General features: G+C 70.6%; 21 protein-coding genes and 1 tRNA gene. 14 read left to right on the top strand and 8 right to left on the bottom strand.

Annotation, left to right across the window (positions count from 1 at the left end; all coding sequences use genetic code 11):
- Positions 1-74: 74 nt before the first annotated feature.
- Positions 75-148 (bottom strand) — tRNA-Met (locus B3S45_RS02100).
- Positions 149-250: 102 nt separating this feature from the next.
- Here B3S45_RS02100 and B3S45_RS02095 point away from each other — a divergent pair.
- Positions 251-769: a DUF6328 family protein gene (locus B3S45_RS02095; RefSeq protein WP_071042956.1), complete on the top strand. Its 519-nt coding sequence runs from the start codon at positions 251-253 to the stop codon at positions 767-769.
- On the top strand, positions 766-1,563 hold the full coding sequence (locus B3S45_RS02090) for a carbon-nitrogen hydrolase family protein (protein WP_194384993.1): 798 nt from the start codon (positions 766-768) through the stop codon (positions 1,561-1,563). Before B3S45_RS02095 ends, B3S45_RS02090 begins: the two co-directional genes overlap by 4 nt.
- Before the next feature lie 35 nt (positions 1,564-1,598).
- Here the strand turns inward: B3S45_RS02090 and B3S45_RS02085 are convergent, their stop codons facing one another.
- On the bottom strand, positions 1,599-2,798 hold the full coding sequence (locus tag B3S45_RS02085; RefSeq protein WP_286717134.1) for an aminotransferase class I/II-fold pyridoxal phosphate-dependent enzyme: 1,200 nt from the start codon (positions 2,796-2,798) through the stop codon (positions 1,599-1,601).
- Positions 2,799-2,896: 98 nt separating this feature from the next.
- On the opposite strand from B3S45_RS02085, the gene B3S45_RS02080 reads away from it, so the two are divergent.
- The 3 genes from B3S45_RS02080 to B3S45_RS02070 are packed head-to-tail and all read left to right on the top strand — an operon-like array spanning position 2,897 to position 7,153.
- Complete coding sequence (locus B3S45_RS02080; RefSeq protein ID WP_286717132.1) at positions 2,897-4,378, top strand: S1C family serine protease; 1,482 nt, start codon at positions 2,897-2,899, stop codon at positions 4,376-4,378.
- Between the two features lie 40 nt (positions 4,379-4,418).
- On the top strand, positions 4,419-5,696 hold the full coding sequence (locus tag B3S45_RS02075) for a CDP-glycerol glycerophosphotransferase family protein (protein ID WP_286717130.1): 1,278 nt from the start codon (positions 4,419-4,421) through the stop codon (positions 5,694-5,696).
- Positions 5,693-7,153, top strand: a complete 1,461-nt coding sequence (locus tag B3S45_RS02070) for a CDP-glycerol glycerophosphotransferase family protein (protein WP_286717128.1) — start codon at positions 5,693-5,695, stop codon at positions 7,151-7,153. The genes B3S45_RS02075 and B3S45_RS02070 overlap by 4 nt, the downstream gene beginning before the upstream one ends.
- A gap of 30 nt (positions 7,154-7,183) precedes the next feature.
- On the opposite strand, the gene B3S45_RS02065 is transcribed toward B3S45_RS02070, so the two are convergent.
- Positions 7,184-8,209, bottom strand: coding sequence for a glycosyltransferase family 2 protein (locus B3S45_RS02065; protein WP_286717208.1), 1,026 nt, complete (start codon positions 8,207-8,209; stop codon positions 7,184-7,186).
- Between the two features lie 109 nt (positions 8,210-8,318).
- Here B3S45_RS02065 and B3S45_RS02060 point away from each other — a divergent pair, with 109 nt between their 5' ends.
- Positions 8,319-9,584 (top strand): CDP-glycerol glycerophosphotransferase family protein, encoded by a 1,266-nt coding sequence (locus tag B3S45_RS02060; protein WP_286717126.1) that lies wholly within the window; start codon positions 8,319-8,321, stop codon positions 9,582-9,584.
- A 6-nt stretch (positions 9,585-9,590) separates the two neighbouring features.
- Here the strand turns inward: B3S45_RS02060 and B3S45_RS02055 are convergent, their stop codons facing one another.
- Positions 9,591-10,520: a hypothetical protein gene (locus B3S45_RS02055; protein WP_071042968.1), complete on the bottom strand. Its 930-nt coding sequence runs from the start codon at positions 10,518-10,520 to the stop codon at positions 9,591-9,593.
- 84 nt (positions 10,521-10,604) lie between these two features.
- Positions 10,605-11,297 carry an NTP transferase domain-containing protein gene (locus B3S45_RS02050; RefSeq protein ID WP_286717124.1) on the bottom strand — a complete coding sequence of 231 codons (693 nt, stop codon included), beginning with the start codon at positions 11,295-11,297 and terminating at the stop codon, positions 10,605-10,607.
- Between the two features lie 398 nt (positions 11,298-11,695).
- Here B3S45_RS02050 and B3S45_RS02045 point away from each other — a divergent pair, with 398 nt between their 5' ends.
- From B3S45_RS02045 to B3S45_RS02035, 3 genes are read left to right on the top strand one after another with little or no spacing between them, the layout of a single operon-like run.
- Positions 11,696-12,979, top strand: coding sequence for an ABC transporter ATP-binding protein (locus tag B3S45_RS02045; protein ID WP_286717123.1), 1,284 nt, complete (start codon positions 11,696-11,698; stop codon positions 12,977-12,979).
- Positions 12,980-12,987: 8 nt separating this feature from the next.
- Complete coding sequence (locus tag B3S45_RS02040) at positions 12,988-14,520, top strand: hypothetical protein (RefSeq protein WP_286717121.1); 1,533 nt, start codon at positions 12,988-12,990, stop codon at positions 14,518-14,520.
- A 51-nt stretch (positions 14,521-14,571) separates the two neighbouring features.
- Entirely contained in the window at positions 14,572-14,838 is a 267-nt protein-coding gene (locus tag B3S45_RS02035; protein WP_071042973.1) for a DUF3039 domain-containing protein, read from the top strand.
- 28 nt (positions 14,839-14,866) lie between these two features.
- On the opposite strand, the gene B3S45_RS02030 is transcribed toward B3S45_RS02035, so the two are convergent.
- Positions 14,867-16,198: a nicotinate phosphoribosyltransferase gene (locus B3S45_RS02030; RefSeq protein WP_286717119.1), complete on the bottom strand. Its 1,332-nt coding sequence runs from the start codon at positions 16,196-16,198 to the stop codon at positions 14,867-14,869.
- A gap of 58 nt (positions 16,199-16,256) precedes the next feature.
- Between B3S45_RS02030 and murI the strand changes: the two genes are divergently transcribed.
- The 4 genes from murI (at position 16,257) to B3S45_RS02010 (ending at position 19,474) form a co-directional block, all read left to right on the top strand.
- Positions 16,257-17,075, top strand: coding sequence for a glutamate racemase (gene murI / locus B3S45_RS02025; RefSeq protein WP_071042977.1), 819 nt, complete (start codon positions 16,257-16,259; stop codon positions 17,073-17,075).
- 25 nt (positions 17,076-17,100) lie between these two features.
- The gene (rph, locus tag B3S45_RS02020) at positions 17,101-17,850 is read left to right on the top strand and encodes a ribonuclease PH (protein ID WP_286717116.1); all 750 of its coding nucleotides are present in this window, start codon (positions 17,101-17,103) and stop codon (positions 17,848-17,850) included.
- 13 nt (positions 17,851-17,863) lie between these two features.
- Positions 17,864-18,475 (top strand): RdgB/HAM1 family non-canonical purine NTP pyrophosphatase, encoded by a 612-nt coding sequence (rdgB, locus tag B3S45_RS02015; protein WP_286717113.1) that lies wholly within the window; start codon positions 17,864-17,866, stop codon positions 18,473-18,475.
- A 90-nt stretch (positions 18,476-18,565) separates the two neighbouring features.
- Entirely contained in the window at positions 18,566-19,474 is a 909-nt protein-coding gene (locus tag B3S45_RS02010) for a cation diffusion facilitator family transporter (RefSeq protein ID WP_286717111.1), read from the top strand.
- A gap of 7 nt (positions 19,475-19,481) precedes the next feature.
- Here the strand turns inward: B3S45_RS02010 and B3S45_RS02005 are convergent, their stop codons facing one another.
- Positions 19,482-22,025, bottom strand: coding sequence for an ATP-dependent DNA ligase (locus B3S45_RS02005; RefSeq protein ID WP_286717109.1), 2,544 nt, complete (start codon positions 22,023-22,025; stop codon positions 19,482-19,484).
- A 92-nt stretch (positions 22,026-22,117) separates the two neighbouring features.
- Here B3S45_RS02005 and B3S45_RS02000 point away from each other — a divergent pair, with 92 nt between their 5' ends.
- Positions 22,118-23,014: a Ku protein gene (locus tag B3S45_RS02000; RefSeq protein ID WP_286717107.1), complete on the top strand. Its 897-nt coding sequence runs from the start codon at positions 22,118-22,120 to the stop codon at positions 23,012-23,014.
- Between the two features lie 30 nt (positions 23,015-23,044).
- Here B3S45_RS02000 and B3S45_RS01995 read toward each other — a convergent pair whose 3' ends face one another.
- The gene (locus B3S45_RS01995; RefSeq protein ID WP_286717105.1) at positions 23,045-23,776 is read right to left on the bottom strand and encodes a DedA family protein; all 732 of its coding nucleotides are present in this window, start codon (positions 23,774-23,776) and stop codon (positions 23,045-23,047) included.
- Position 23,777 lies beyond the last annotated feature (1 nt).

The following is a 23,777-nucleotide window of genomic DNA, read 5'->3' as shown; positions in this document are numbered from 1 at the left end:
CCACGCGGCTGTTCCGTGCGCGCCGAAGGTATGACGAAGGCCCCGAATCCAAAGGGATCCGGGGCCTTCTCTCGTTGCGGGGACAGGATTTGAACCTGCGACCTCTGGGTTATGAGCCCAGCGAGCTACCGAACTGCTCCACCCCGCGGCACAAGAGAAAAGCCTAGCACGGCCGTGAAGGGGTGTCGAATCAGCACCGACGATGCGTGCGCGCGTTGCCTCGCCGCGATGCTGTCGAGAGGATGGCGGCATGCCCGATCCTTCCGCCCCCGTGGACCGCGACGACCGTCGCGACGGCCGTGACGAGACGCCGTACGAGCGTGCCGACCGCAATTGGAACGAGATGCTCCAGGAGCTGCGGGTGTTGCAGACCGGGGCGCAGATCCTGGCGGGTTTTCTGCTGGCGCTGGCGTTCCAACCCGCCTTCCCGGACCTCACGGCGGGGCAGCGCGTGCTCTACCTGTGTCTGGTCGTGCTCGCCGGAGTGACGTCGATCACCGCCCTTGCGCCCGTCGCACTGCATCGGCTGCTCTTCCAGCAGCGCGCGAAGGTCGAGGTGGTGACGCTCGGACACATCGCGGTGATCGTCGCGCTCGGTCTGGTGGCGGCGCTCATCGTCGGGGTGGTCGCTTTCGTCTTCGACGTCGTGCTCGGCGGTTCGGCCGCGTGGATCATCCTCGGCGCGCTCGGTACGCTCGTGATCGTCACCTGGATCGCTGCGCCGTTCGTGGTGCGAGCGCGTCGTCGCACGCGGGAGGAGAGCACATGAGTGTCGCCGTCGGCGTCGCGCAGTTCGCTCCTGCGGCCGATACCGCCCGGAATGTCGGCGAGATCGGCGAGCTCGCCGCCGTCGCCGCCGAGCGCGGAGCGCGGGTGGTCGTCTTTCCGGAGTACTCCAGCTACTTCATCGACCCGTTCGACGCCTCGCTCCGCGATCACGCGGAGCCGGTGGACGGCCCGTTCACCGCGGCACTGCGCGACATCGCCGCGGCGGAAGGGGTGACGATCGTCGCCGGTCTCCTCGAAGCCGGCGACGGCGACCGTGTGCGAAACACCGTCGTCGCCGTCGATGAAACGGGAGTCGTCGCGTCGTACCGGAAGCTCCACCTCTACGACGCCTTCGGTCAGCGCGAATCGGACTGGGTGGAGCCGGGTGAGATCGCCGAGCCGCCGGTCTTCGCCGTCGACGGACTCCGCTTCGGAATCATGACCTGCTATGACCTCCGCTTCCCCGAGGTGACGCGCCTGCTCGCCGACGCCGGTGTCGAGGCGGTGCTCGTCGCGGCCGAGTGGGTGCGGGGTCCGCTCAAGGAGCACCACTGGCGCACCCTGCTGCACGCTCGCGCCATCGAGAACACGGTCTTCGTCGCGGCGTCGGATCACCCCCCGCCGCTCGGCGTGGGCCACTCGACGGTCGTCGACCCGCAGGGCGTGGAGATCGCCGCGGTCGGCACGGGCACGGGGGTCGCCGTGGCGCACCTCGAACCGGAGGCGATCTCGCGGGTCCGAAGGGTCAACCCGGCTCTGGCGCTGCGCCGGTTCACCGTCGTGCCCCGCGGCTGAGTCGCCGGGAGGACGCGACGCAGAGGCGCGCGGGCTCAGCCCATCGCCGCCAGGCGCGCCCCGGCGTCGCGGATGACGTCTTCGCGCTTGCACGCCGCGAAGCGCACGAGCGTGGCATAGTCCGCGCGTCGTTCCGCTGTCACGAAAGCCGTGATCGGCACCGCGACGACGCCGGCCCTGTCGGGGAGGCTACGGCAGAATGCGTCGGCGTCAGTGGCGCCGACCGGCGCCGCGTCGGCGACGGTGAAGTAGGAGCCGGCCGGGGGTGAGACCGCGAGACCCGCCGCGGTGAGTCCCGCCCCCAGCAGATCGCGCTTGCGACGCAGGGTGTCCGCGATCCCCGTGAAGAAGGCGTCAGGCAGGCGCAGGCCGACGGCGATCGCCGGCTGGAACGGCGCGCCGTTGACATAGGTGAGGTACTGCTTGACGGTCATCGCGGCATCGATGAGGTCGGCCGGCCCGGTGGCCCATCCGATCTTCCACCCGGTGGCGGCGAAGGTCTTGCCCGCCGACGAGATCGCGACCGTCCGATCTCTTGCGCCCGGAAGCGAGTGGACGGGCGTGCGCCGGCCGTCGAGGACCAGGTGCTCGTACACCTCGTCGGTGACGATGATCGCGTCGTGCCGCTCCGCGAGAGCGACGACGTGCTCCAGCACGGTGCGGTCGAAGACGGTGCCGGTGGGGTTGTGCGGGTCGTTGATCAGGATGATGCGGGTGCGGTCGGTCACCGTGGCCGTCAGCTCGTCGACGTCCGGCTGGAAGTGCGGCCACCGCAGCGGGACCGTCACCAAGCGTGCTCCGGCGAGCGCGACCAGCGCGGCGTAGGCGTCGTAGTAGGGCTCGAAGACGACGACCTCGTCGTCGGGGGAGTCGATGAGGGCCAGCAGCGTCGCCGCCAATCCCTCGGTCGCCCCGGCGGTCGCGATGACCTCGGTCGCCGGGTCGAACGCGACACCGTCGAACCTGCTGCGGTGCTCGGAGACAGCGGCAAGGAAGTCGGGAAAACCCCGCCCCGGCGGATACTGATTCACTCCGTCGGCGATCGCCTGCCTCGCCGCCTCGCGCACGGCAGCGGGCCCGTCCTCGTCGGGGAAGCCCTGCCCGAGGTTGATCGCGCCCGATTCGGCCGCCAGCACCGACATCTCGGCGAAGATGGTGGGGGAGGCGACGCCGTCCGCGCTCATGAGACCGGCGCCTCGAGCGGTGCGGCGCCACGCGCCGGGAATCTCTCGCATCGGGCCCACGCTACTCGCATAGAGGCATCCCATCTCCGCCATAGGCAACCCACAGACTCGCTCGGCATGGTTGTCAGCGCTAGGCAGAAGGAGCAGCAATGACCGAGAACCAGGGCGAGCGCCCCGAAGACCGCACCCCCGAGGAGCCGCAGGTCGGCGGCGAAGCCGTCTGGCAGCCGCCGCGTCCGACGACGCCGGCGAGCGAGGGCTACCCGCAGCCCGCTCGGCCTGCCGCCGGGCCTCAGGCGCCGGCACCGCAGGCGCAGATGCCGCAGACGAGCATCCCGCCGCGCCCCCAGGCGCCGTACGGACAGTACGCGTTCGGGCCGGCCGCGCCCACCGGCACGCAGCAGACGGTGCCGCTCGGGGATTCGGCCGCACCTGCCGGCCGGCAGAAGGTCGGCGCGGGCAAGGTCGTCGGCATCATGGTCGCCGCGGCGATCGTCGGAGGCGCGGCTGGTCTCGGCGGCGCATACGCCGGCGCCTCACTCTTCTCCACCTCGAGCGCGACCACGGTGGCGGGGCCGTCGACGGTGACCGTCAACGACACCGACGCGGTGAATCAGACCACCGGCATCGCGGCGAAGGTGGTGCCGAGCGTCGTGACGATCTCGGCGAGCAACGGCAGCACCGGGGGGACCGGTTCCGGTGTCGTGCTCAGCGAAGACGGCTACGTCGTGACGAACACGCACGTCGTGACCCTCGACGGTGCGACCGCGGACGCCACCATCACCGTCAGCACATCCGATGGTCGCGTATTCGACGCCGAGATCGTCGGAACCGACCCGATCTACGACCTCGCCGTGATCAAGCTCACCGACGCCGAAGGCCTCACCCCCATCGACTTCGCGTCGTCGGCCGACCTCAACGTCGGTGACACGACCGTCGCAGTCGGTGCACCGCTCGGCCTGTCGAACACGGTCACCACCGGCATCGTCAGCGCGCTCAACCGATCGATCCAGATCGCCTCGTCCGCGGCGCCGGAGACGACCGAGGACGATACGCAGGACGACGGCAACGACCGCACTCCGCCCTTCTACTTCGACTTCGGCGACGAAGGGCAGCAGACCACGGCGACCGAGACGATCTCCATCGCCGTCATCCAGACCGACGCCGCGATCAACCCGGGGAACTCCGGTGGCGCGCTCGTCGACGACGAGGGGGCGCTCATCGGGATCAACGTCGCGATCGCCTCGGCCGGCAGCTCCGCCGAGGCCGGATCGATCGGCGTGGGCTTCTCCATCCCGTCCGACGTCGTGCAGCGCGTCACCGACGAGATCATCGCCGACGGGACCGCCACCCACGGCCTGCTCGGCGCGAGCGTGACGCCCGCCGCGTCGGTGGAAGGTGCGACGATCTCGGGTGCCTACCTCGCGGACATCTCCGCCGGCGGCGCCGCGGAGGGCGTCGGGCTGCAGGTCGGCGACATCGTCACCGCCTTCAACGGCGTGCCGATCACCGATGCCACCGATCTGACCGCGCAGGTGCGCGCCGCCGCCGGCGGCAGCGACGCGACGATCACCTTCGTGCGCGACGGGGAGACCCGCACGGTCGATGTGACCCTGGGCGAGCTCGGCTGAGCTCGCCGCACCGAGGACGCCGCCCCGCTAGGCTCGCGGGGTGGCGTCCTTCTCGTTCGGCGCGGGGAATGCGCGCAAGATCCTCAGCATCCCCCTCTATGTCCTTGGTTGCCTCGCCACCGCGGTGATCCCGCGAACCGCGGACCAGTGGGTCTTCGGATGCGCCGTCGGCGTCGCCGACGGCGCGTGGGCGCTGTGGAACGCGGCCGGTGGCGATCTGCAGGGTCGCGCGACGTGGCTGGTCGCCGACGACGTCGAGGCGGCGGAGGCGACCCGACGGGGGATCCCGTGGGTGCGCAAGAACTCGCCGACCGGCTTCTGGCGCACCGCGCGAGCCCGCGTCGTCGTGATCACCCACGGCTTCGGCGACGTCCAGCGTTACGCCGTGTCCGGAGCTTTCGTCGTCCAGCTGTGGCACGGCATCCCGCTCAAGCGCATCGGTCTGGATTCCCCGGTCACCACGCGCAGCCGCATCCTGCCCGGCTCGCGACTCGTGCGGGGGATGCTCGCGCGCATGTATCGGAGTGCGACCCGCCGCATCCGGATCCTCCCGGCCGCCTCCCACCGCGTGCGGGGCCGGCTCGAATCGGCGTTCGGGCTGCCGGATGAGCGTGTGCCGGTGACCGGGGAGCCCCGGGTGGACGTGCTGTCGGCAGGGCGACCCGACGACCGTCGACGGCAGGCCCGGGCCGCGCTCGCCGCCGTGAGCGGGCACGAGGTGGCCCGACACCGGGTGCTGTATGCGCCGACGTGGCGCGACGGTGACCCCGACCCGGCGGTGCCCGACGAGGGGGAGTGGCACCTCATCGCCGAAGTGCTGGAGCGTCATGACGCCGTGCTCTACGTGCGATCGCATCCCCTGGGCGCAGGCGACTACGTTCCGCCCCCCGGCGCTGCCGGCCGGCGCGTGCGCCCGCTCGGTGCCGACCTCGTACGCGACGTGACGCCGCTTCTGGCGGGGTTCGACACCCTGGTCACCGACTACTCCTCGCTCGTGTTCGACTCCTCGCTCGTTCCGCTGCCCGTCGTCTTTCTCGCGCCCGACGTGGATCGATACGCTGCGGAGCGTGGTTTCTACGGCTCCTACCGCGACGTCGCGGGGGATGACGTCGCCGGCACATGGGAGCAGGCCGTCGCACAGATCGACGCCGTTCTCGGTGATCCGGCCGAACGCGCCCGACGCATCGAGTGTGCCAGGCAGATCGACGTGCGGGTGCACGCGTTCCGAGACGGCGGGAACGCCGCGCGGGTGTACCGTGCCATTCTGACCGCCCTCGCCGACGAGCCGCCTTCCGGATCGAGAAAAGGACCCCGATGACCCAGGCCCGCTTCGACACCGGCGAGCGTCCCGCTCTCGTGCTGACAGGGACGGGAGCGCGCCCGCGCTCCGTCGATCTCGTGGGCAGTCGCGCCCGCACGAGCGCGCGGCTCACCGGTCGTGGCACGACGTGGCGCGCCGTCGTGCCGCTCACCGCCGCACGGTGGGGCGGCCCGGATCTCCCGCTTCCCTCCGGCGAGTACCGCCTGACGATCGCGCCCGCCGAGCCCGAGTCGAGCCAGGAGCGGACGCCGCTCGAGGACCTCCCGGTCACGCAGCTCGGCGGTCTTCGCGCGCAGCTCGTGCAGGACATCGTGACCGTGGGCCCGCCGATCGATCCGGCGTACGACTCCGGTGAAGGGCAGGACGCGCTCGAGCGCCGGTACGCGACGCGCCCGGGGGGCCTGGAGAACGCGGTGTTCTTCGAGAGCTTCTATGGCCGCAACGCCGGCTGCAATCCGCTCGCCATCGATCGTGAGCTCGCCCGCCGAGCGCCCGGTGTCACCCGCTACTGGAGCGTCGTGGACCTGTCGGTGCGCGTGCCGGACGGCGCCATCCCGGTCGTCGAGGGCAGTCCCGAGTGGTGGCGAGCACGCGGGCACAGCCGGCTGCTCGTGATCAACGACTGGCTGCGCCGACGATTCGTGCGCGAGCGCGGCCAGGTCGTGCTGCAGACCTGGCACGGCACGCCGTTGAAGCGCCTCGCGCTGCACCGCCCGGGCTTCGATCCGCGGCGGATGGCGGCGGTGTTCAAGGAGTCGCGGCGCTGGAACGTGCTGCTCGCCCAGAACCCCTACGCCGCGAAGGTGCTCGGCAAGGCCTACGCCTTCCTCACCCGTCCGCTCTGGGTGGAGGGGTATCCGCGCAACGACGTCCTCGTGCACGGAGACGACGGGCGCACGCGCGCCGCTCTCGGGATCGGTACCGAGGAGCGAGTGCTCCTCTACGCGCCCACCTGGCGCGACGACCGCCGCGAGATCGTCGACTTCATCGATCCCGTCGCGCTCGCCGCCGACACCGACGCGGTCGTGCTCGTGCGCGGCCACTCCCGCACGCTTCAGCCGGGACGCGATGCGGAGGGCCCGCGCGTGATCGACGTGACGGGATACCCGGACACCTCCGGGCTGCTGTCGGCGGCGGACGCGCTCATCACCGACTACTCCTCCGTCATGTTCGACTTCAGCGTCACCGGAAAGCCCATGTACTTCCTCGTGCCCGACCTCGAGCGATATCGCGGCGAGCTGCGCGGCTTCTACTTCGACCTGGCCGAGCGCGCGCCCGGTCCGCTCGTGCGGTCGCAGGACGACCTGGTCACGGCTCTGCTGCGCGACGACATCCAGGAGTTCGCCGAGCGCTACGCGGTGTGGCAGCAGACGTTCAATGCGCGGGACGACGGCCACGCGGCCGAGCGCGTGGTCGACCGCATCCTCGACCAGGGGTTCGTCGAGGTCGCCTGAGACACCCGGATCAGGCCTGAGGCACCCGGCTCAGGGAAGAGGCGTGTTGCGCCCGCCGAGCCGCGAGGTGTCGACCGTGTCGTCGGCGCCACGCGCCGTGCCGACGAGGAACCCCGCACCCCACGCGATGTGCATCGTGGGGATCACCGCGAGGGTCCACAGCTTGTCCCGCCAGCCGTCGCCCCCGCCGCGGCCGGCGGCGACGACGGCGATGAGACCCGCGTACGCGAGCACGGGCAGGTACACGACCGCCGCGACCCAGGCCCAGATGCCGGTGAGGATGCGCGTGAGCTGCAGCACGCCGACGAGGACGGCGCCCGCCAGCGTGGCCACCAGGGCGGGCGGTGCGAAGAAGCGCAGCGAATTGGTCCGCCCGTAACGACGCACGAGCTCACCGCGCCAGCGACCGGTCGCGAAGAACTGACGCACCAGCCGCGGCCAGCTGTCGCGCGGCCAGTACGTCACGGCCAGTTCCGGGTCGAACCAGACGCGGTGGCCGGCGCGTCTGATGCGCAGGTTCAGCTCCCAGTCCTCGCCTCGGCGAATGGACTCGTCGAACAGGCCGACCTCCTCGAGCACGTCGCGACGCATGACACCGAGGTAGGCGGACTCCGCCTCTCCCTCCCGGGCTCCGCCGTGATACGCGCCGCCGCCGAGGCCGATGGGGGAGTTGTACGCACGCGCGACGGCGCGCTGGAACGGCGTGCGCCCGTCCGCGCGCATGACCCCGCCGACATTGGCGGCACCGACCCGCCTGAGGGTGGCGAGCGCGCGCACGGTGTATCCCGGCTCCAGCTCCGAATGCGCGTCGACGCGAACGATGATCGGGTGCGAGCCGGCACGGATCGCGAGATTCAGGCCCACGGGGATGTCGGCATCCGGATTGTGCACGATGCGCACCCGCGGATCCTCCGCCGCGAGCTCCGCCGCGACCTGCTCGGTCCCGTCGGAGGAGGGGGCGAGGGCCAGGATGAGCTCCACGGGACCGGGGACCTCCTGTGCCAGCACCGAAACGACGGCCCGCCGCAGGTAGGCGCGCTCGTTGAGGACCGGCATGACGAAGGTCACGCCGCCGGTGTCGGACACCTGCGGCGCATCCTCGCGCCCGGGCCGGTGGACATGCACCCGACGATCATGTCATGCGCCGCGTGGGTAGGCTGGAGGAGTGAGTGTGGTGACGGACGCGCGCAAGGCGATCGCTCTCCTCCGCAAGGCCGTCGCTCAGCGGCGCGCCGTGCGCGATGTGCGTCGGCGTGTGGCGGCGTCTGCGCCGCATCCTCCTCACCACTACCGCGTGGCCGTCTACTTCGCAGACGGCGACGTGAACATGTATCAGATGCGCCAGTGGTACAAGCCGCTGGCCGACCTGGCCGCGACGTGGCCGGTCGTCGTGCTGAGCCGTGCCGTCACCGGCGCATCGGCACTGCTGGCCGATGGCGCCCTGCCGGTCGCCTTCGTGCCGACGGTGCGTGATCTCGAGGCGTTCATCGCCGACCAGGACATCCGCGTCGTGCTGTACGTGAACCAGAACACCCGCAACTTCCAGATGTTCCGCTACGGGCGCCGCTGGCACGTGTTCATCAATCACGGCGAGTCCGACAAGATGTACATGACGACCAATCAGTTCAAGGCATACGATTACGCGCTGGTCGCGGGGGACGCGGCGCGGGAACGCCTGTCGCGCGTGCTGTGGGACTACGACCTCGATTGGCGCACCATCGAGATCGGCCGCCCGCAGGCCGACCACTACTCCGGAGACACCCCGTACGTCCCGGATGACCGCACGGTCGTGCTGTACGCGCCGACGTGGGAGGGCGACCGCCCTTCGGCGCACTACGGCTCCGTGCTCACGCACGGGGAGGCCCTCGTGACGGCGCTGCTGCGCACCGGCCGTCACCGCGTCATCTACCGTCCGCATCCGCGCTCGGGTGTCGTCGACCCCGACTACGGCGCCGCGAACCGTCGCATCATCGCCGCACTCGCCGAGGCCAATGAGGCCGACCGCGCGGCGGCGCACGTCTTCGACGACGGTCCGGACCTCGGCTGGCAGCTCGCTGCGGCCGACGTCGCCGTCGTCGACATCTCGGCGATGGTCTACGACCGGCTCGCGGCCGACAAGCCGCTGCTGGTGACGCGGCCCGTCGATCCCCAGGCCGCGGTCGACTCCCACGGCTACCTTTCGGCATGCGAGTGGCTCGATGCGCCGCGTGCCTCGCACATCGTCGAGCAGACCGATCGGGTGCTCGCCGACCCGGAGGCCGTCGCCCGGCTCGAGCACTGGGTGCGCCACTACTTCGGCGACACGGCGCCCGGGGCCGCGACGGCGCGGTTCCACGCCGCGATCGCTCAGCTGATGGACCGGTGGAGCCGGTGGGACAGCGAAGCGGCTCCCGAGGAGCCGGACACCGACGAGGCGGACCTCGACGACTGATCGAGATCAGACCGGCTCAGCCGTGTCCTCCTCGCCGGAGTCGAGCTCACGGGATCCCTTGCCGCGGGTGAGGGCTCCACGCACGGCGGAGGCGCCGCGTGCCGTTCCCCCGGTGATCGCGTCGCTCACACGGCGGATGCGGCGGCCCGCCTGATACTCCAGGCGCGTCGCGCCGGGGAGGGGCTCGAGCTGGGGCGGCAGCGTGAACGGCGCATCCGGAAACGCGCGACGCGCGTTCGTGAGCACGCGTCTGCCGAGGATGTTGTTCCCGGCGCCGCCGACGGCTGCGCCGATGCCGAAGGGCAGGGCCTTGCCGATCCAGGAGGCTCCGCCCCGGGCGGCGAACTGGCGCACGAACGTGGACTTCAGGCGATCGACGAGTGGACCGACGGCGGCGCGTGGCAGCGTCTGCGTGATCATCTGCCCCCAGTAGCGATCCCGCGCCGGCCCCTTGCCGGCCGCCTGGTTCGCCAGCTGGGCGACGAGGTCGACGCCCTCCTGGCCCAGCATGAGCGTCAACACGAGAGCTCGCGCCCTATCGGGGTCGGACACCGGGATGCCGTGCACCTCGGCCACCGACTGCGCGAACAGGGCGGTCGCCTCGAGGAAACCGACCGTCTCGACCCCGCTGAGCGCGAGCGTCACCCCGGTCCCGATGCCGGGGATGACGGCCGTTGCTCCGACGGCCGCGCCGCCGGTGGTCACCGCAGCGAGGTAGCGGCGCTCGAGCATCCGGATGATGTGATCGGGGGGCGCATCCGGGTGGCGCAGCCGAATGCTGCGCAGGTGCGCCAGGACCGCCGGACGCTGGATGGCGAGCACCCGGTCCAGCGCGCGGATCGTGTGCGGGTGCTCGTCGGAGCCCACGGGTGGCAGCCCGCCGTCCCAGGGGGCTTCCTCGGACAGTGAGTGGATGCGGTGCACCTTGTCGGACATCACCGCGATCCTAGATCGACGGGCTGAGTCCGAGCCGGAAACGTCCCGGCCGGGCCGAAACCCGGTCGGGACGGGCATCGGCGATCAGACGAAGAGATTCGCCCGCTCGAGGTCCTCGGCGAAGTCGATCTCCACCGCATACAGATCGGAGATGTCCAGCGGCGCCACGCGCACGCCGTCCTCGGCGATCGCGAGTTCGAAGCCGCGCTCGAAGTAGTCCTGATCGTCCACGCGCTGCAGCTGGCGCATGAACGCCTTCTTGTCGTGCGAGGAGATGTAGTTGATCCCGACGGCCTCGCCGATACCTCCGCGCACCGTCTTGGACAGCTCGTCGATGTGGCCGTCGGCGGCGACGGTGTACTTGACCTCTTCGTCGCTCACCTTGGAGGTGTTGACGGTGACGAACGAGCGGTCGGCCTCGATCAGAGCGACCGCGCGGCCGAGCACGCGGGGGTCGAAGACGACGTCGCCGTTCATCCACAGCACACCCGAGCGGCCGGTTTTGCCGAGGCCGCGCAGCAGGCTCTTGGACGTGTTCGTCTGGTCGTAACTGTCGTTGTAGACGTAGTCGGCCTCGGGGAAGGCCTCCACGATGCTCTCGGCGCGGTAGCCGACCACCGTGGTCACGCGCGCGTCGGATCCGAACGCGGCGCGGATGTTGTCGTGCTGCTGCCGCATGATGGAGCGTCCGTCGGACAGCTGCGTCAGCGGCTTGGGCAGGCTGCGGCCGAGCCGCGAGCCCATTCCGGCCGCGAGGATCACGATCTGAGTCGTCACGATTGAGTCTCCTGGAGTGTTGGTTCACCGTCGGTTCACCGACGCGACACCCCGTTGTGCCTTGAGCATGGTAGCGAGATCGCCTGAGAACGCGCAGAATCCCTGGCCACCGTGTCCTATTCGTGAAATACCACATCGATGGCGGCGCGCGACGGTGCGAATCGTCTGAACGTGTCGCTCGCGGGGCCGGTGGCGCGCGGCGGGGTTGATACCTTTGATCGGTGACAGCATCGCTGCCCATGCCGGGGGAATCCAATACGCCGCACAACGGCGTTCGAGGTGCGGGCGCTCGCGACAGTGGTGCACTCATCTCCCTCCCGCCCAAACCTCCGCTTCCGCCGGTGGGTCCCCGGACCGATCCGGGTCCGCCGCCGCCGTTGCCGCCGGACCTTCGGGATGTGTCCACTCCCGCCCCGGAGACGGACGCTCTGATCATCCCGCCGCGCCCGCCGATGCCGACGGCGCCGATGGACGACACGGTCGAGGCCGGGAAGGATCTTGCCGTCCCCGAGGCCGATCCGGTCGTCGACGAGGACGACATCGACGACCTCCTCGACGAGGACGACATCGACGAGGACGGGACCGAGCTCCTTGATGATCCCGTGGCCGGGGAGCACACTCTGGTGGATGACGAGCCGGCACCGCTCGACGACATCGAAGACGGGTCGGACGACGAGGAATCGGTCGCAGACGAGTCGGACGACGACACTGATGTCGAGGGCTCGGCGAGCGCCGAAGACCTGCTCGTCGACGACGAAGACGACGTCGCGACCGACGACGCCGATCCGGACGTCGTGGATTCGGATCCGGCCGCGGCGGATCTCATCGATCCGGACCCTGTCGAGGCTGACGCACCGGCCACCGGCATCGCCGCTGTCACCGACATCGTGTCCTCGGTCATGGCGGAGGACGAGCCCGCCTCGGACGCGGCGCTCGCTCTGCGGGGAGTCACCAAGGTGTTCGGTCAGACGCGTGCCGTCGACGGGATCGATCTGACCGTCCCCGCGGGAACGTTCTACGGCCTCGTCGGGCCCAACGGCGCCGGCAAGACGACCACGTTGTCGATGATCGCGGGCCTCCTGCGGCCCGACCGCGGCGAGATCAGCGTGAACGGCGTCGACGCCGTCACCGATGCCGTGCGAGCCAAGAGCATGATGGGCGTCCTCCCCGATCGACTCCGCACCTTCGACCGTCTCACCGGTCGTCAGCTGCTGTACTACTACGGCGTGCTGCGCGGGCTGTCGCCGTCGGTCGTCGAGTCGCGCACCGCCGATCTCGCGCGCGCGTTCGACCTCACCGACGCACTCGGCCGCGTCGTGTCCGACTATTCCGTGGGCATGTCGAAGAAGGTCATGCTCGCCGGCGCGCTCATCCACTCGCCGCGCGTGCTGGTGCTGGACGAGCCCTTCGAGTCGGTCGATCCCGTCTCGAGCTCGGTCATCCTCGACATCCTCGGCACCTACGTCGATCACGGCGGCACCGTCATCCTCTCCAGCCACGGCATGGACCTCGTGGAGCGCGTCTGCAGCCGGGTCGCGGTGATCGTGGCCGGACAGGTGCTCGCCGAAGGGACCATCGACGAGGTGCGCGGCGAATTGACGCTCGAGCAGCGCTTCGTCGAACTCGCCGGCGGGCTCAGCGACGTGGAAGGCCTCGAGTGGCTGCACACCTTCTCCGACTGAGGCTCGCGATGATGCTCGGCGCTCTGCGCGGCGAGCCCCGCCACATCGTCCGCATGACGGCCGGCCTGCTCGTGCTCACGGCGGCCGTGGTCGCCGCGTGCTGGGCCCTGACGACGATCGAGGATGCGACCCCCGAGGCGTTCGCAGCCGTGGCCGTCATGGGTGGCGCGGCGATCACGCTCGGCTTCGCCCTGGCTCCGGTCGTGACCGGTTCGCCGGACCCGCTCGACCCGCGCCGGTTCGGGGTGCTGGGACTGTCGCCTCGCCGTCTTGCCGGTGTGCTCGCGGTGCTGGGGGCGGTGTCCGTCCCCGTGTTCGCGGTGCTGGCGCTGGCGACGACGACGGCGACGGTGTGGGAATCTCTCGGCGCACCCGTCTGGGCCGGCATCCTCTCGGTCGTGCTGATCATCGCCACGTGCGTGATGCTCGCCCGCGTGGCGATGGCGCTGACGTCGATGTTCCTCCGCGAGCGGCGGTCGCGCGAGCTGTCGAGCGTGCTCGTCGTCGGGATCCTCGTCGTGGTCGTCCCGGTCGTCGTCTTCCTCGCCTCACTGGAATGGCAGGGAAGCGTGCCGGTGCAGCTCACCGAAGCGGTGCGTGTGCTGGCTCTCACCCCGGTCGGCGCCGCGTGGGCGCTTCCGGGGGCCGTGGTCGCCGGCGAGAGCGTCGCACTCACGGTGGTCGTGGCGGTCGCGACGCCCGTCCTGCTCGGTGCGGCATGGCTGGGTCTGGTCACCCGCATCCTCACCACGACCGAGCGGCCGGTCTCGGTCAAGGAGCGCGGGGGTCTGGGTTGGTTCACCGTCGCCCCGGGCACCCCCACCGGCGCCGTCGCCGCCCGGAGCCTGGTCTACTGGCTGCGGGACCCGCGCCATATCGTCAACGTGATCGTCATCCCGGTCGCGGCCGCGATCCTCATCGTTCCGCTGCTCCTCGCGGGCGTGCCGGCTCATCTCGTCGCGCTCGTGCCGGTGCCGATCGTCGCGCTGTTCCTCGGCTGGCTCCCTCACAACGACCTCGCCTACGACTCGACCGCCGTGTGGATGCACATCGCCAGCGGCATTCACGGTGCCGCCGATCGCATCGGCCGGCTCGTGCCGGTGGTGCTCCTGGGGGTGCCGCTGCTGGCGATCGGTATCCCGGTCGCAGTGTCGCTGCACGGGCGCTGGGCGATCCTGCCGGCGATGGTGGGCGTGTGCGCGTCGCTGTTCCTCTGCGGGCTCGGTCTGTCGAGCATCGCCTCGGTGCTCGGCCCCTACCCCGTCTCCCGACCCGGCGACAGCCCGTTCCAGCAGCCGCAGCGCACCGGGCCGAGCGGCGTGCTGTCGCAGTCCCTCGTGATGCTCGGGTCGATCGGGCTCAGCGCGCCCGTGCTGTGGTGGTCGTGGCTGGCTCTCGGCGGTGACCTCGCCTCGGCCGAGCTGGCCCTGTGGTGGGGCGTCGGAATCGGCGTGGGCGTGCTGGTGATCGGCGTGGCCGTCGGCGGCGGGGTCTTCCGCCGCCGCGGCAGCCGGATCATGGAGTTCGCCGAGGCGAGCTGAGTCGGTTCCGACCCGGCCGCAGCGGGCGGCGCGGCGGTACACTGGCTCACCATGAGCACCCCTCTCGACAGTCCCGACCAGGGCGGTCTGGCGACACTCGACCGCGAGCTCGAAGAGCTCATCCGCGAGGAGAGCGTCGAGCCGGGCGATCATGAGCGGTTCTCGCACTACGTCAAGAAGGACAAGATCCTCGAATCGGCGCTCACCGGCAAGCCGGTGCGTGCCCTGTGCGGCAAGAAGTGGACACCGGGCCGCGACCCGGAGAAGTTCCCGGTCTGCCCGCAGTGCAAGGAGATCTACGAGGGCCTCAACGGCTGACGCCTCGCGGCCGGGCCGGCGCGCTCGGTCAGTCCGCGTCGACGTAGACCGTGGGAATCGCCGGATCGGACCGGCTGAGGGCCAGTGCGGCCTGCGGCAATTCCGCACGCGCGCGCAGGTGATGCTCCCGTGCCGCGGACACGCCTTCAGCGCCGAGCGCCGCGTGATCCGGCTGGCCGTGGTCGATGAGCGTCGCCTGGAGCGTGCGTGATCCCGGGTGCTCGGCACCCGTGTCGAGCTCGTCGAACCCGTCGCTCACGGCGATGAGCTCGGCGCTGGCGACTTCGTGCTCGAGGGTGCGGAAGGCCGCCTTGCGGCCGCCTTGCGACCCTTTCGCGGATGAGGTCTTCGCCACCGGGACCCACCCGCCCGCAGCGTCCTGCCGCGCCACGAGCTTGTAGACCATTCCCGCCGTCGGAGTACCGGAGCCGGTGACCACCGACGTGCCCACGCCGTAGGCGTCGACGGGACTGGCCGCGAGCGCCGCGATGGCGAACTCGTCGAGGTCGCTGGTGACGGTGATGCGCGTGTTCGTCGCGCCCAGCTCATCGAGGTGACGACGCACCTGCGCAGCCATGTCGGGAAGGTCGCCGGAATCGATGCGGACCCCGCCGAGCCCGGTGCCGGCCACGCGGACGGCCGTCTCGACCCCTGTCCGGATGTCGTACGTGTCGATGAGCAGGGTCGTGCCGGTGCCGAGTGCGGCGATCTGCGCGCGGAAGGCGTCCTCCTCGCTGTCGTGCAGGAGCGTCCACGAGTGTGCCGCGGTGCCCATCGTCGGGACACCCCACCCGCGCCCGGCCTGCAGATTGCTCGTGGCCCCGAACCCGGCGATGTGCGCGGCACGTGCGGCCGCCACCGCCGACTGCTCCCCGGCGCGGCGCGATCCCATCTCAGCGAGGGGTCGCGACCCGGCGGCGATGCTCATGCGCGCGGCGGCCGTGGCCACTGCCGAGTCGTGGTTGAGCACGGAGAGGGCGAGGGTCTCGAGGATGACCGCCTCGGCGAACGAGCCCTCGACGGTGAGCACGGGCGAGCCCGGGAAGTACAGCTCGCCCTCTCGGTATCCGGTCACGGTGCCGGAGAACGTGTAGTCCTCGAGCCACCGGACGGTCGAGGCATCCACGATGTGCTCATCGCGCAGGTACCGCAGCTCGTCGTCGCCGAAGCGGAAGTCTCGGATGAGGTCGAGCAGGCGGCCGGTGCCGGCGACGACCCCGAACCGGCGCCCCGCGGACAGTCGCCGGCTGAACACCTCGAACACGCAGCGGCGGTGGGCGGTGCCGTCGCGGAGGGCGGCATCGAGCATCGTCAGCTCGTAGCGGTCGGTGAGCAGGGCGGTGCTGTCGCGGGCGCGCATGATCGCCAGCCTAGCCACGCCGCGGCGGGCCGGCCGTCGGCGGGTAGGCTGGTCGATCGTGGACGACGCGCCGATCGGGATCTTCGACTCCGGAGTGGGCGGACTGACCGTCGCCCGGGCGGTCTCGGCGCTGCTGCCGCGGGAGTCGATCCTCTACATCGGCGACACCGCGCGCTCGCCGTACGGCCCGAAGCCCATCGCCGACGTGCGCCGCTACGCCCTGGAGATCCTCGACACCCTCGTCGAGCAGGGGGTGAAGATGCTCGTCATCGCGTGCAACACCGCGTCGGCGGCGATGCTCCGCGATGCGCGCGAGCGCTACGACGTTCCCGTGGTGGAGGTGATCGGTCCCGCGGTGCGCACGGCGATGTCGACCTCGCGAAACGGCCGCATCGGCGTGATCGGAACCGCCGGCACGATCGCCTCCGGCGCCTATCAGGACATGCTCGAGGTCAATGAGCGGCTCACGGTGTTCGCGCAGGCGTGTCCGCGCTTCGTGGAGTTCGTCGAGCGGGGGGTGACGGACACCCCGGAGGTGCTCGCTGTCGCCGAGCAGTACCTTTCGCCACTGCGTCACGCGGGCGTGGACACCCTCGTGCTGGGCTGCACGCACTATCCGTTCCTCGAGGGCGCCATCAGCTACGTGATGGGGCCCGACGTCTCGCTGGTCTCGAGCGACACCGAGACCGCCAAGGACGTCTATCGCCAACTCGTCGGCCGCGATCTGCTGGCCGGCCCCGACGCGGTCGCCCGTCACCTGTACGAGGCGACCGGATCATCCGCCGACGACTTCGTCGATCTCGCGCACCGTCTCATGGGTCGCGAGGTGCGAGACGTGCGTCTCGTGCAGACCGGCGCCATCGATCTGCCCCGCTGAAGACCAACCGCATCCGAGGAGGAACATGACCGACATGACCCGTGCCGACGGCCGCACCGTCGACCAGCTGCGCCCGATCACCATCGAACGCGGATGGTCGACACAGGCCGAGGGGTCCGCTCTCATCTCGTTCGGGGGGACCAAGGTGCTGTGCACCGCGTCGTTCACCAACGGCGTGCCGCGCTGGCTGACGGGCAAGGGCAAGGGGTGGGTCACCGCCGAGTACGCGATGCTGCCGCGCGCGACCAACGAGCGGAACAGCCGCGAGAGCGTGAAGGGGAAGATCGGGGGGCGCACCCACGAGATCTCGCGCCTGATCGGCCGCGCCCTTCGCGCCGTGGTCGACACCAAGGCGCTGGGCGAGAACACCATCGTGATCGACTGCGACGTGCTGCAGGCCGACGGCGGCACCCGCACCGCCGCGATCACCGGCGCCTACGTGGCACTGGCGGATGCGATCGAGTGGGGCCGTGAGAAGAAGTTCGTCGCCCAGCGCTCGAACGTGCTGTTCGACTCGGTGTCGGCGGTGTCGGTCGGCATCATCGACGGCACGCCCATGCTCGACCTGGCGTACGTCGAAGACGTGCGCGCCGAGACCGACATGAACGTCGTCGTCACCGGGCGAGGTCTCTTCGTCGAGGTGCAGGGCACCGCGGAGGGGGCGCCGTTCGACAAGCGCGAGCTCGACCAGCTCCTCGAGCTGGGACTCGCCGGATGCGCCGAGCTGCGCGACCAGCAGGTGTCGGTGCTCGACGGCGCCGGACAGCCGCGCTGAGCGGGCGCCGGGCATGACAGCGCCGAGCGCCGGCCGCATCGTGCTGGCCACGCACAACCCGCACAAGGTCGAGGAGTTCCAGGCGATCGTCGCCGAGGCGCGGCCGGATCTCGAGGTCGTCGCGTACGACGGACCCGAGCCGGTCGAAGACGGCGTCACGTTCGCCGAGAACGCGCTGATCAAGGCGCGTGCGGCGAGCATCCACACCGGGCTCCCGGCCCTCGCCGACGACAGCGGCATCTGCGTCGACGTGCTGGGCGGTTCACCGGGGGTGTTCTCGGCCTACTGGGCGGGGCACGCGAAGGATGCCGGAGCGAACCTGGCGCTGCTGCTGGACCAGCTCTCCGACGTCGCGGATCCGCATCGCGCGGCGCAGTTCGTCTCGACCATCGCGCTGGTCATCCCCAGCGGTTCGGAACAGACCGTCGCCGGCGTCTGGCCCGGGCGCCTCGCGACCGAAGCGGCCGGCGTGGGGGGATTCGGATACGATCCGGTCTTCATCCCCGATGGGCAGGACCGCTCGGCCGAGCGGACGGTTGCGGAGTGGTCGACCGCGGAGAAGAACGCGGTATCGCACCGTGCGCGCGCGTTCGCGGCCCTCCTGCCGCTGCTCGTCGCCGTCTGATCGGTCCGGGGGTAGGAATGAGAACCGGCATCGTTCCCGACTTCAGGTGGATGCGTGTCGGCGGCGAGGGCGCGTCCTAGCCTGGGATGCATGCACGATCATGCCCCCGGGCTCCGGGGCGCGAGCAATCGCCGCCTGCTGACCCTGTCGCTGATCATCACCGCGTCGGTGATGATCGTGCAGATCGTCGGCGCCGCGCTCACCGGCTCCCTCGCGCTCCTCGCCGACGCGGGGCACATGTTCGCCGACACCGCGGCCCTCGTCATCGCTCTCCTGGCGAGCATCGTCGCCGCGCGGCCGGCCAACGATCGACGAACCTTCGGCTATCAGCGGGCCGAGGTGCTCGGGGCCCTCATCAACGGCGTGATCCTCATCGCGCTGTCGGCATGGATCGCCGTCGAGGCGGCGACGCGCCTCGTGGGCTCGGACGATCACGAGGTCGCCGGTGGGCTGATGCTCGTCGTGGCGGTCGTCGGCCTCATCGCCAACGCGATCGCGATGTGGCTCCTGAGTGCGGCGCAGCGCCACAGCATCAACGTGAGGGGCGCCTACCTCGAGGTGCTCGGCGACCTCATCGGATCGGCGATGGTCATCGTCGCCGCGATCGTCATCGTCACCACGGGCTGGACCGGCGCCGACGCCCTCGCCTCCCTCGCGATCGCCGCCCTCATCATCCCGCGCGCGATCGGGCTGCTGCGCGAAGTCGCCTCGGTGCTGAGCGAGGCGGCGCCGGCCGACATCCATGTCGCCGAGATCCGGGAGCACATCCTGCGCACACCGGGCGTGACCGCCGTGCACGATGTGCACGTGTGGCAGCTCACCCGCGGCGCACCCGTGTTCAGCGCGCACGTGGTGGTCGACGACGTCTGCCTTCGCGACGGTCGTGGCCCGGCCATCCTCGCCTCGCTCCAGACCTGCCTCGCCGACCACTTCGACGTCGAGCACTCCACGTTCCAGCTCGAGCCCGCCGATCACGTCGAGCACGACGCGCACGCCTGACCCGGTCTCAGGAGTCCTCGCGCCGCACCTCGGCCGGCGACTTGTCAGGGCGCAGGCCGCGCCAGCGCGCGTGGCGGAGGATCCCCCCGGGAGTGAACTCGGCGAACTCCACCTCGCCGACCACGTGCGGCGACACCCATTGCGCGTCGCGGGCGTCAGCGGCCGGGACGCCCACGAACGGATCGGCGTCGGTGCGCCGGGGGAGGAGCTCTTTCTCCAGTCGCGCCAGCGTCGCGTCGGAGAACCCGGATCCGACGCGGCCCGCGTAGCGCAGACCGTCGTCGCCGGGGATGCCGACCAGGAGCGACCCGATGCGGCCGCTCCGACCGCCCCTGCCCGGCCGGATGCCGCCGATGACGACCTCCTGCGTGCGGGTGAGCTTCACCTTCAGCCACGACTCGCTGCGCGCGCCGCGGCGGTAGCGGGAGGCCGGATCCTTCACGACCACCCCCTCCAGGCCGAATCGCTCTGCGGCGGCGAGAGCCGCATCCACGTCGTCGAAGACCGGCGGCACGCGCAGCGGCGACGCCGCGTCGCCGGCGATGCTCTCCAGCAGCTCCCGCCGAGCCGACAGCGGCAGGTCGGACACGTCGCGATCATCGAGGGAGAGCAGGTCGTAGAGATACCACTGCACCGGCGTGCGCGCCGCCTCCCGGGCGATCTCGCGCCGGTCGGTGAGGTTGATGCGACTCTGCAGCAACGGGAAGCTCGGTCGTCCGGATTCGTCCAGCGCGACGACCTCGCCGTCGATGATCGCCGGCACCGGCCCGAGGTCGGGCGGTGCCGCCGTGAGCTCCGGGTAGGTCGCCGTGATGTCGGCGCCGCTGCGTGCACGCAGCAGGAGGGAACGGCCGTCCCAGATGCCGAGTGCGCGCACGCCGTCCCACTTCAGTTCCGCCCACGCGGAGCCCCCCGGGTCGGCCCAGCGTCGCGCAGCCTGCCGAGCGATGGCGGGCGTTGCGTTGACGGCGAGCATCGGTCGCAGGGCGCTCGAGTCCGGCGCGGCGCCCGACCTCTTGTCCGCATGTCCCGCTTTCCGTCCTTTCGCCGTGGTCTTCGCCGCAGTTTTCGGGACATGCTCGGCGGGGGTGGGGCCTTCCGCGTCGGCGATCAGGTGCGCGTGGTCGGCTGGCTCGACGGGTGCACCCTCGGCCTGCGGTCGGCCGACGGCATCCGTCTTCATGCGGTGCAGCAGCCAGGTGGACTTCTCACCCTCACCGTCCGTGCGGATCAGAGCCAGGCGCACGTCACCGAGGGGGCCGTCATCGCGGCCGCGGGCGGTGAAGATGACCTCGTCGTCGCGCCACTTCTCCAGCTCGTAGTGACCGGTGTCCCACACCGTCATCGTGCCGGCACCGTATTCGCCCTTCGGAATGACGCCGCGGAAGTCGAGGTACGACAGCGGGTGGTCCTCGGTCATCACCGCGAGGTTGTTGCGTGCGTGGGTGTGGGGAACTCCGCGCGGCACCGCCCAGCTCACGAGCACGCCGTCGCGTTCGAGGCGGAGATCCCAGTGCAGCCGGGACGCGTGGTGCTCCTGGATGACGAATCGAGGCTGCGCGCGCGGATCGGACGGCTCCCCGGCGGGATGCTCGGGCACGGGCTCCGGTGTGCGTGACGCGGAACGCTTGGCGATATAGGCCGTGAGCGGCGCGCGGGACGGACGCGGATCGAGGGCGGCGAGGGGATCGCCCAGCCGGTCCACGCGACGAAGCACCTCGTCGAAGGTCAGATGCGAGAGCTTCGGATCGTCGAGTTCCTCCCACGTGCGAGGCGCGGCGACCGTCGGGTGAGCACGTCCCCGAAGCGAGTAGGGTGCGATGGTCGTCTTCGCGGCGTTGTTCTGGCTCCAGTCGATGAACACGCGACCCGCACGCTCCGCCTTCGCCATCTGGCTGACGACGAGGTCGGGGTGGTCCGCCTCGATCGCCCGGGCGAGTTCCCGAGCCACGCCGGAGACCTGCTCGCTCGACCAGGCGCCGTCCAGGTGCGCGTAGAGGTGGATGCCCTTACTGCCGCTTGTCACCGGGAAGGCCTCGAGCCCCATGCCATCGAGGATGTGCCGCGCGTGCCGAGCGACCTCAGCACACTCGGCGAGACCAACGCCCGGACCGGGGTCGAGGTCGAGAACGATGCGGTCGGGAGTGCCGCGCTGGCCGTCGGCGTCGAAGCGCCACTGGGGCACGTGGAGCTCCAGGCTCGCGACCTGGGCGAGGTAGACGAGGGTCGGCACGTCGGCGATGAGCGGATAGTCCTTCGGGCCGCCCGAGTGGGCGATGGGCAGGCGCCGCACCCACGCGGGGGCGCCCGGTTCGAGGTCCTTCGCGAAGAACGAGGCCCCGGGGTGGGCCTCGGTGCCGACGCCGTCCGGCCAGCGCTTGCGGGTGACCGGGCGTCCGGCCACGTGCGGCAGGAGCACGTCAGCCACGCGCGTGTAGTAGTCGATCACCTCGCCCTTGGTGGTGCCGGTGGCGGGATACAGCACTTTGTCGAGGTTCGTCATTCGCAGACGGCGGCCGTCGATGCGCACCAGCTGTTCCGCCCCGGCCATGGCCTCAGGTTAGTGCGGGAAGTCCTCCGCACGGCCCGCCCGCCGTCCGCAAGGGGTGGCAGCGAGCCCTGTGACGGGTGTGTACTGGTGTGGTGAGAGCCATCTGGAAGGGCGCGCTGACCTTCGGCCTGGTCAATGTTCCGGTCAAGGTCTACTCGGCGACCGAAGACCACGACGTGCCGCTGCATCAGGTGCACAACGCCGACGGCGGACGCATCCGCTACCAGCGCATCTGCGAGATCGACGGCGAGGTCGTGCCGTACGCCGACATCGACCGCGCCTACAACGACGGCGAGAAGACCGTGATCCTCACCAAGGCGGACTTCGATGCGCTGCCGAGCGAGCGCAGTCGAGAGATCGACGTGGTCGAGTTCGTGCCGAGCGAGCAGGTCGACCTGCTGACGCTCGACAAGGCGTACTACCTCGAACCGGACTCGGCCTCGCCGAAGGCGTACGTGCTGCTGCGGAAGACCCTCGAGCAGACCGACCGCACCGCGATCGTGCGTTTCTCGCTGCGGCAGAAGACGCGCCTGGCGGCGCTCCGTGTGCGCGGTGAGGTGCTGGTGCTCCAGACGCTGCTGTGGGCGGACGAAGTGCGGGAGGCGTCCTTCCCGGCGCTCGACGAATCCGTCAGGATCTCGGCGAAGGAGCTGGAGATGTCCGCCGCTCTCGTCGACAGCTTCGCGAGCGATTTCGACCCGGAGGAGTTCGAAGACGAGTATCAGGCCGAGTTGCGCACGCTCATCGATGCGAAGCTCGAGCAGGGCGACGCCGTCGACACCGCGCAGACCTTCGGTGAACGCGACGACGACGCTTCCGGCGGCGAGGTGATCGACCTCATGGAGGCCCTTCGGGCGAGCGTGGAGAAGTCGCGCGCCGCGCGGTCGGCGACCACGGCGGGTACGAAGGCATCGAAGGAGTCGGACGGCGAGGGGTCGGCTGCGCCGCCGAAGAAGAAGCCCGCGAAGAAGTCGGCCAAGGCGTCGTAGCCGCCATCCCCGCGGCTCCCGCGCGTGGGTTCAGCGTGCGGGGGCGTCGGGATCGTCGTGGTCGTGACGGCGGGCGCTCTCGCCGTAGCGGTCCGGGTGGTCGAAGACGTCGTGCTCGAGCACGAGGTGGCGGGCTTCGTCTTCGTCGGTGACGACGTCCTCTCCTGCCTCGGCAGCTCGGCGCGCCTTCCGGCGCTGCTGCACGTAGTGGGTCGCGACGAAGGCGACGGTGCCGAGCACGGCGACGAGCAGGATGACGTCGATGTAGTCCGCGACGATCTTGCCGACTCCGGGGATGAGACTGATGCCGTATCCGAAGACGGTGAGCCCGAAGCCCCACAGCACCGCGCCGATGAGGTTGTAGAGCGTGTAGGTCCACTTGTTCATGTGCCCCACACCCGCGGCCACCGGCGCGAAGGTGCGGACGATGGGCACGAAGCGCGCGAGGATGATCGTGAGCCCGCCGAACCGCTCGAAGAACGCGTTCGTGCGCTCGACGTTCTTGACGCTGAAGAAGCCGGATTCCTTGCGCTCGAAGATGCGCGGGCCGGCCTTGTGCCCGATGAGATAGCCGACCTCGCCGCCGAGGAACGCCGCCAGGCCGATGAGGAGTCCGACGAGCCAGACGTTCACGCCGAAGACACCGTGGGGCGGATGCGCGGTGGGATTCGACAGCAGGCCGGCCATGATGAGCAGCGTGTCGCCGGGGAGGAGGAACCCGACGAGCAGGCCGGTCTCGGCGAACACGATCCCGCACACCACG

The organism is Microbacterium sp. UBA1612 (assembly GCF_002321605.1).
Classification (GTDB): Bacteria; Actinomycetota; Actinomycetes; order Actinomycetales; family Microbacteriaceae; genus Microbacterium; species Microbacterium luteum.
The sequence above is the reverse complement of the archived record's forward strand: the minus strand, read 5'-3'. Positions and strand labels throughout refer to the sequence as shown.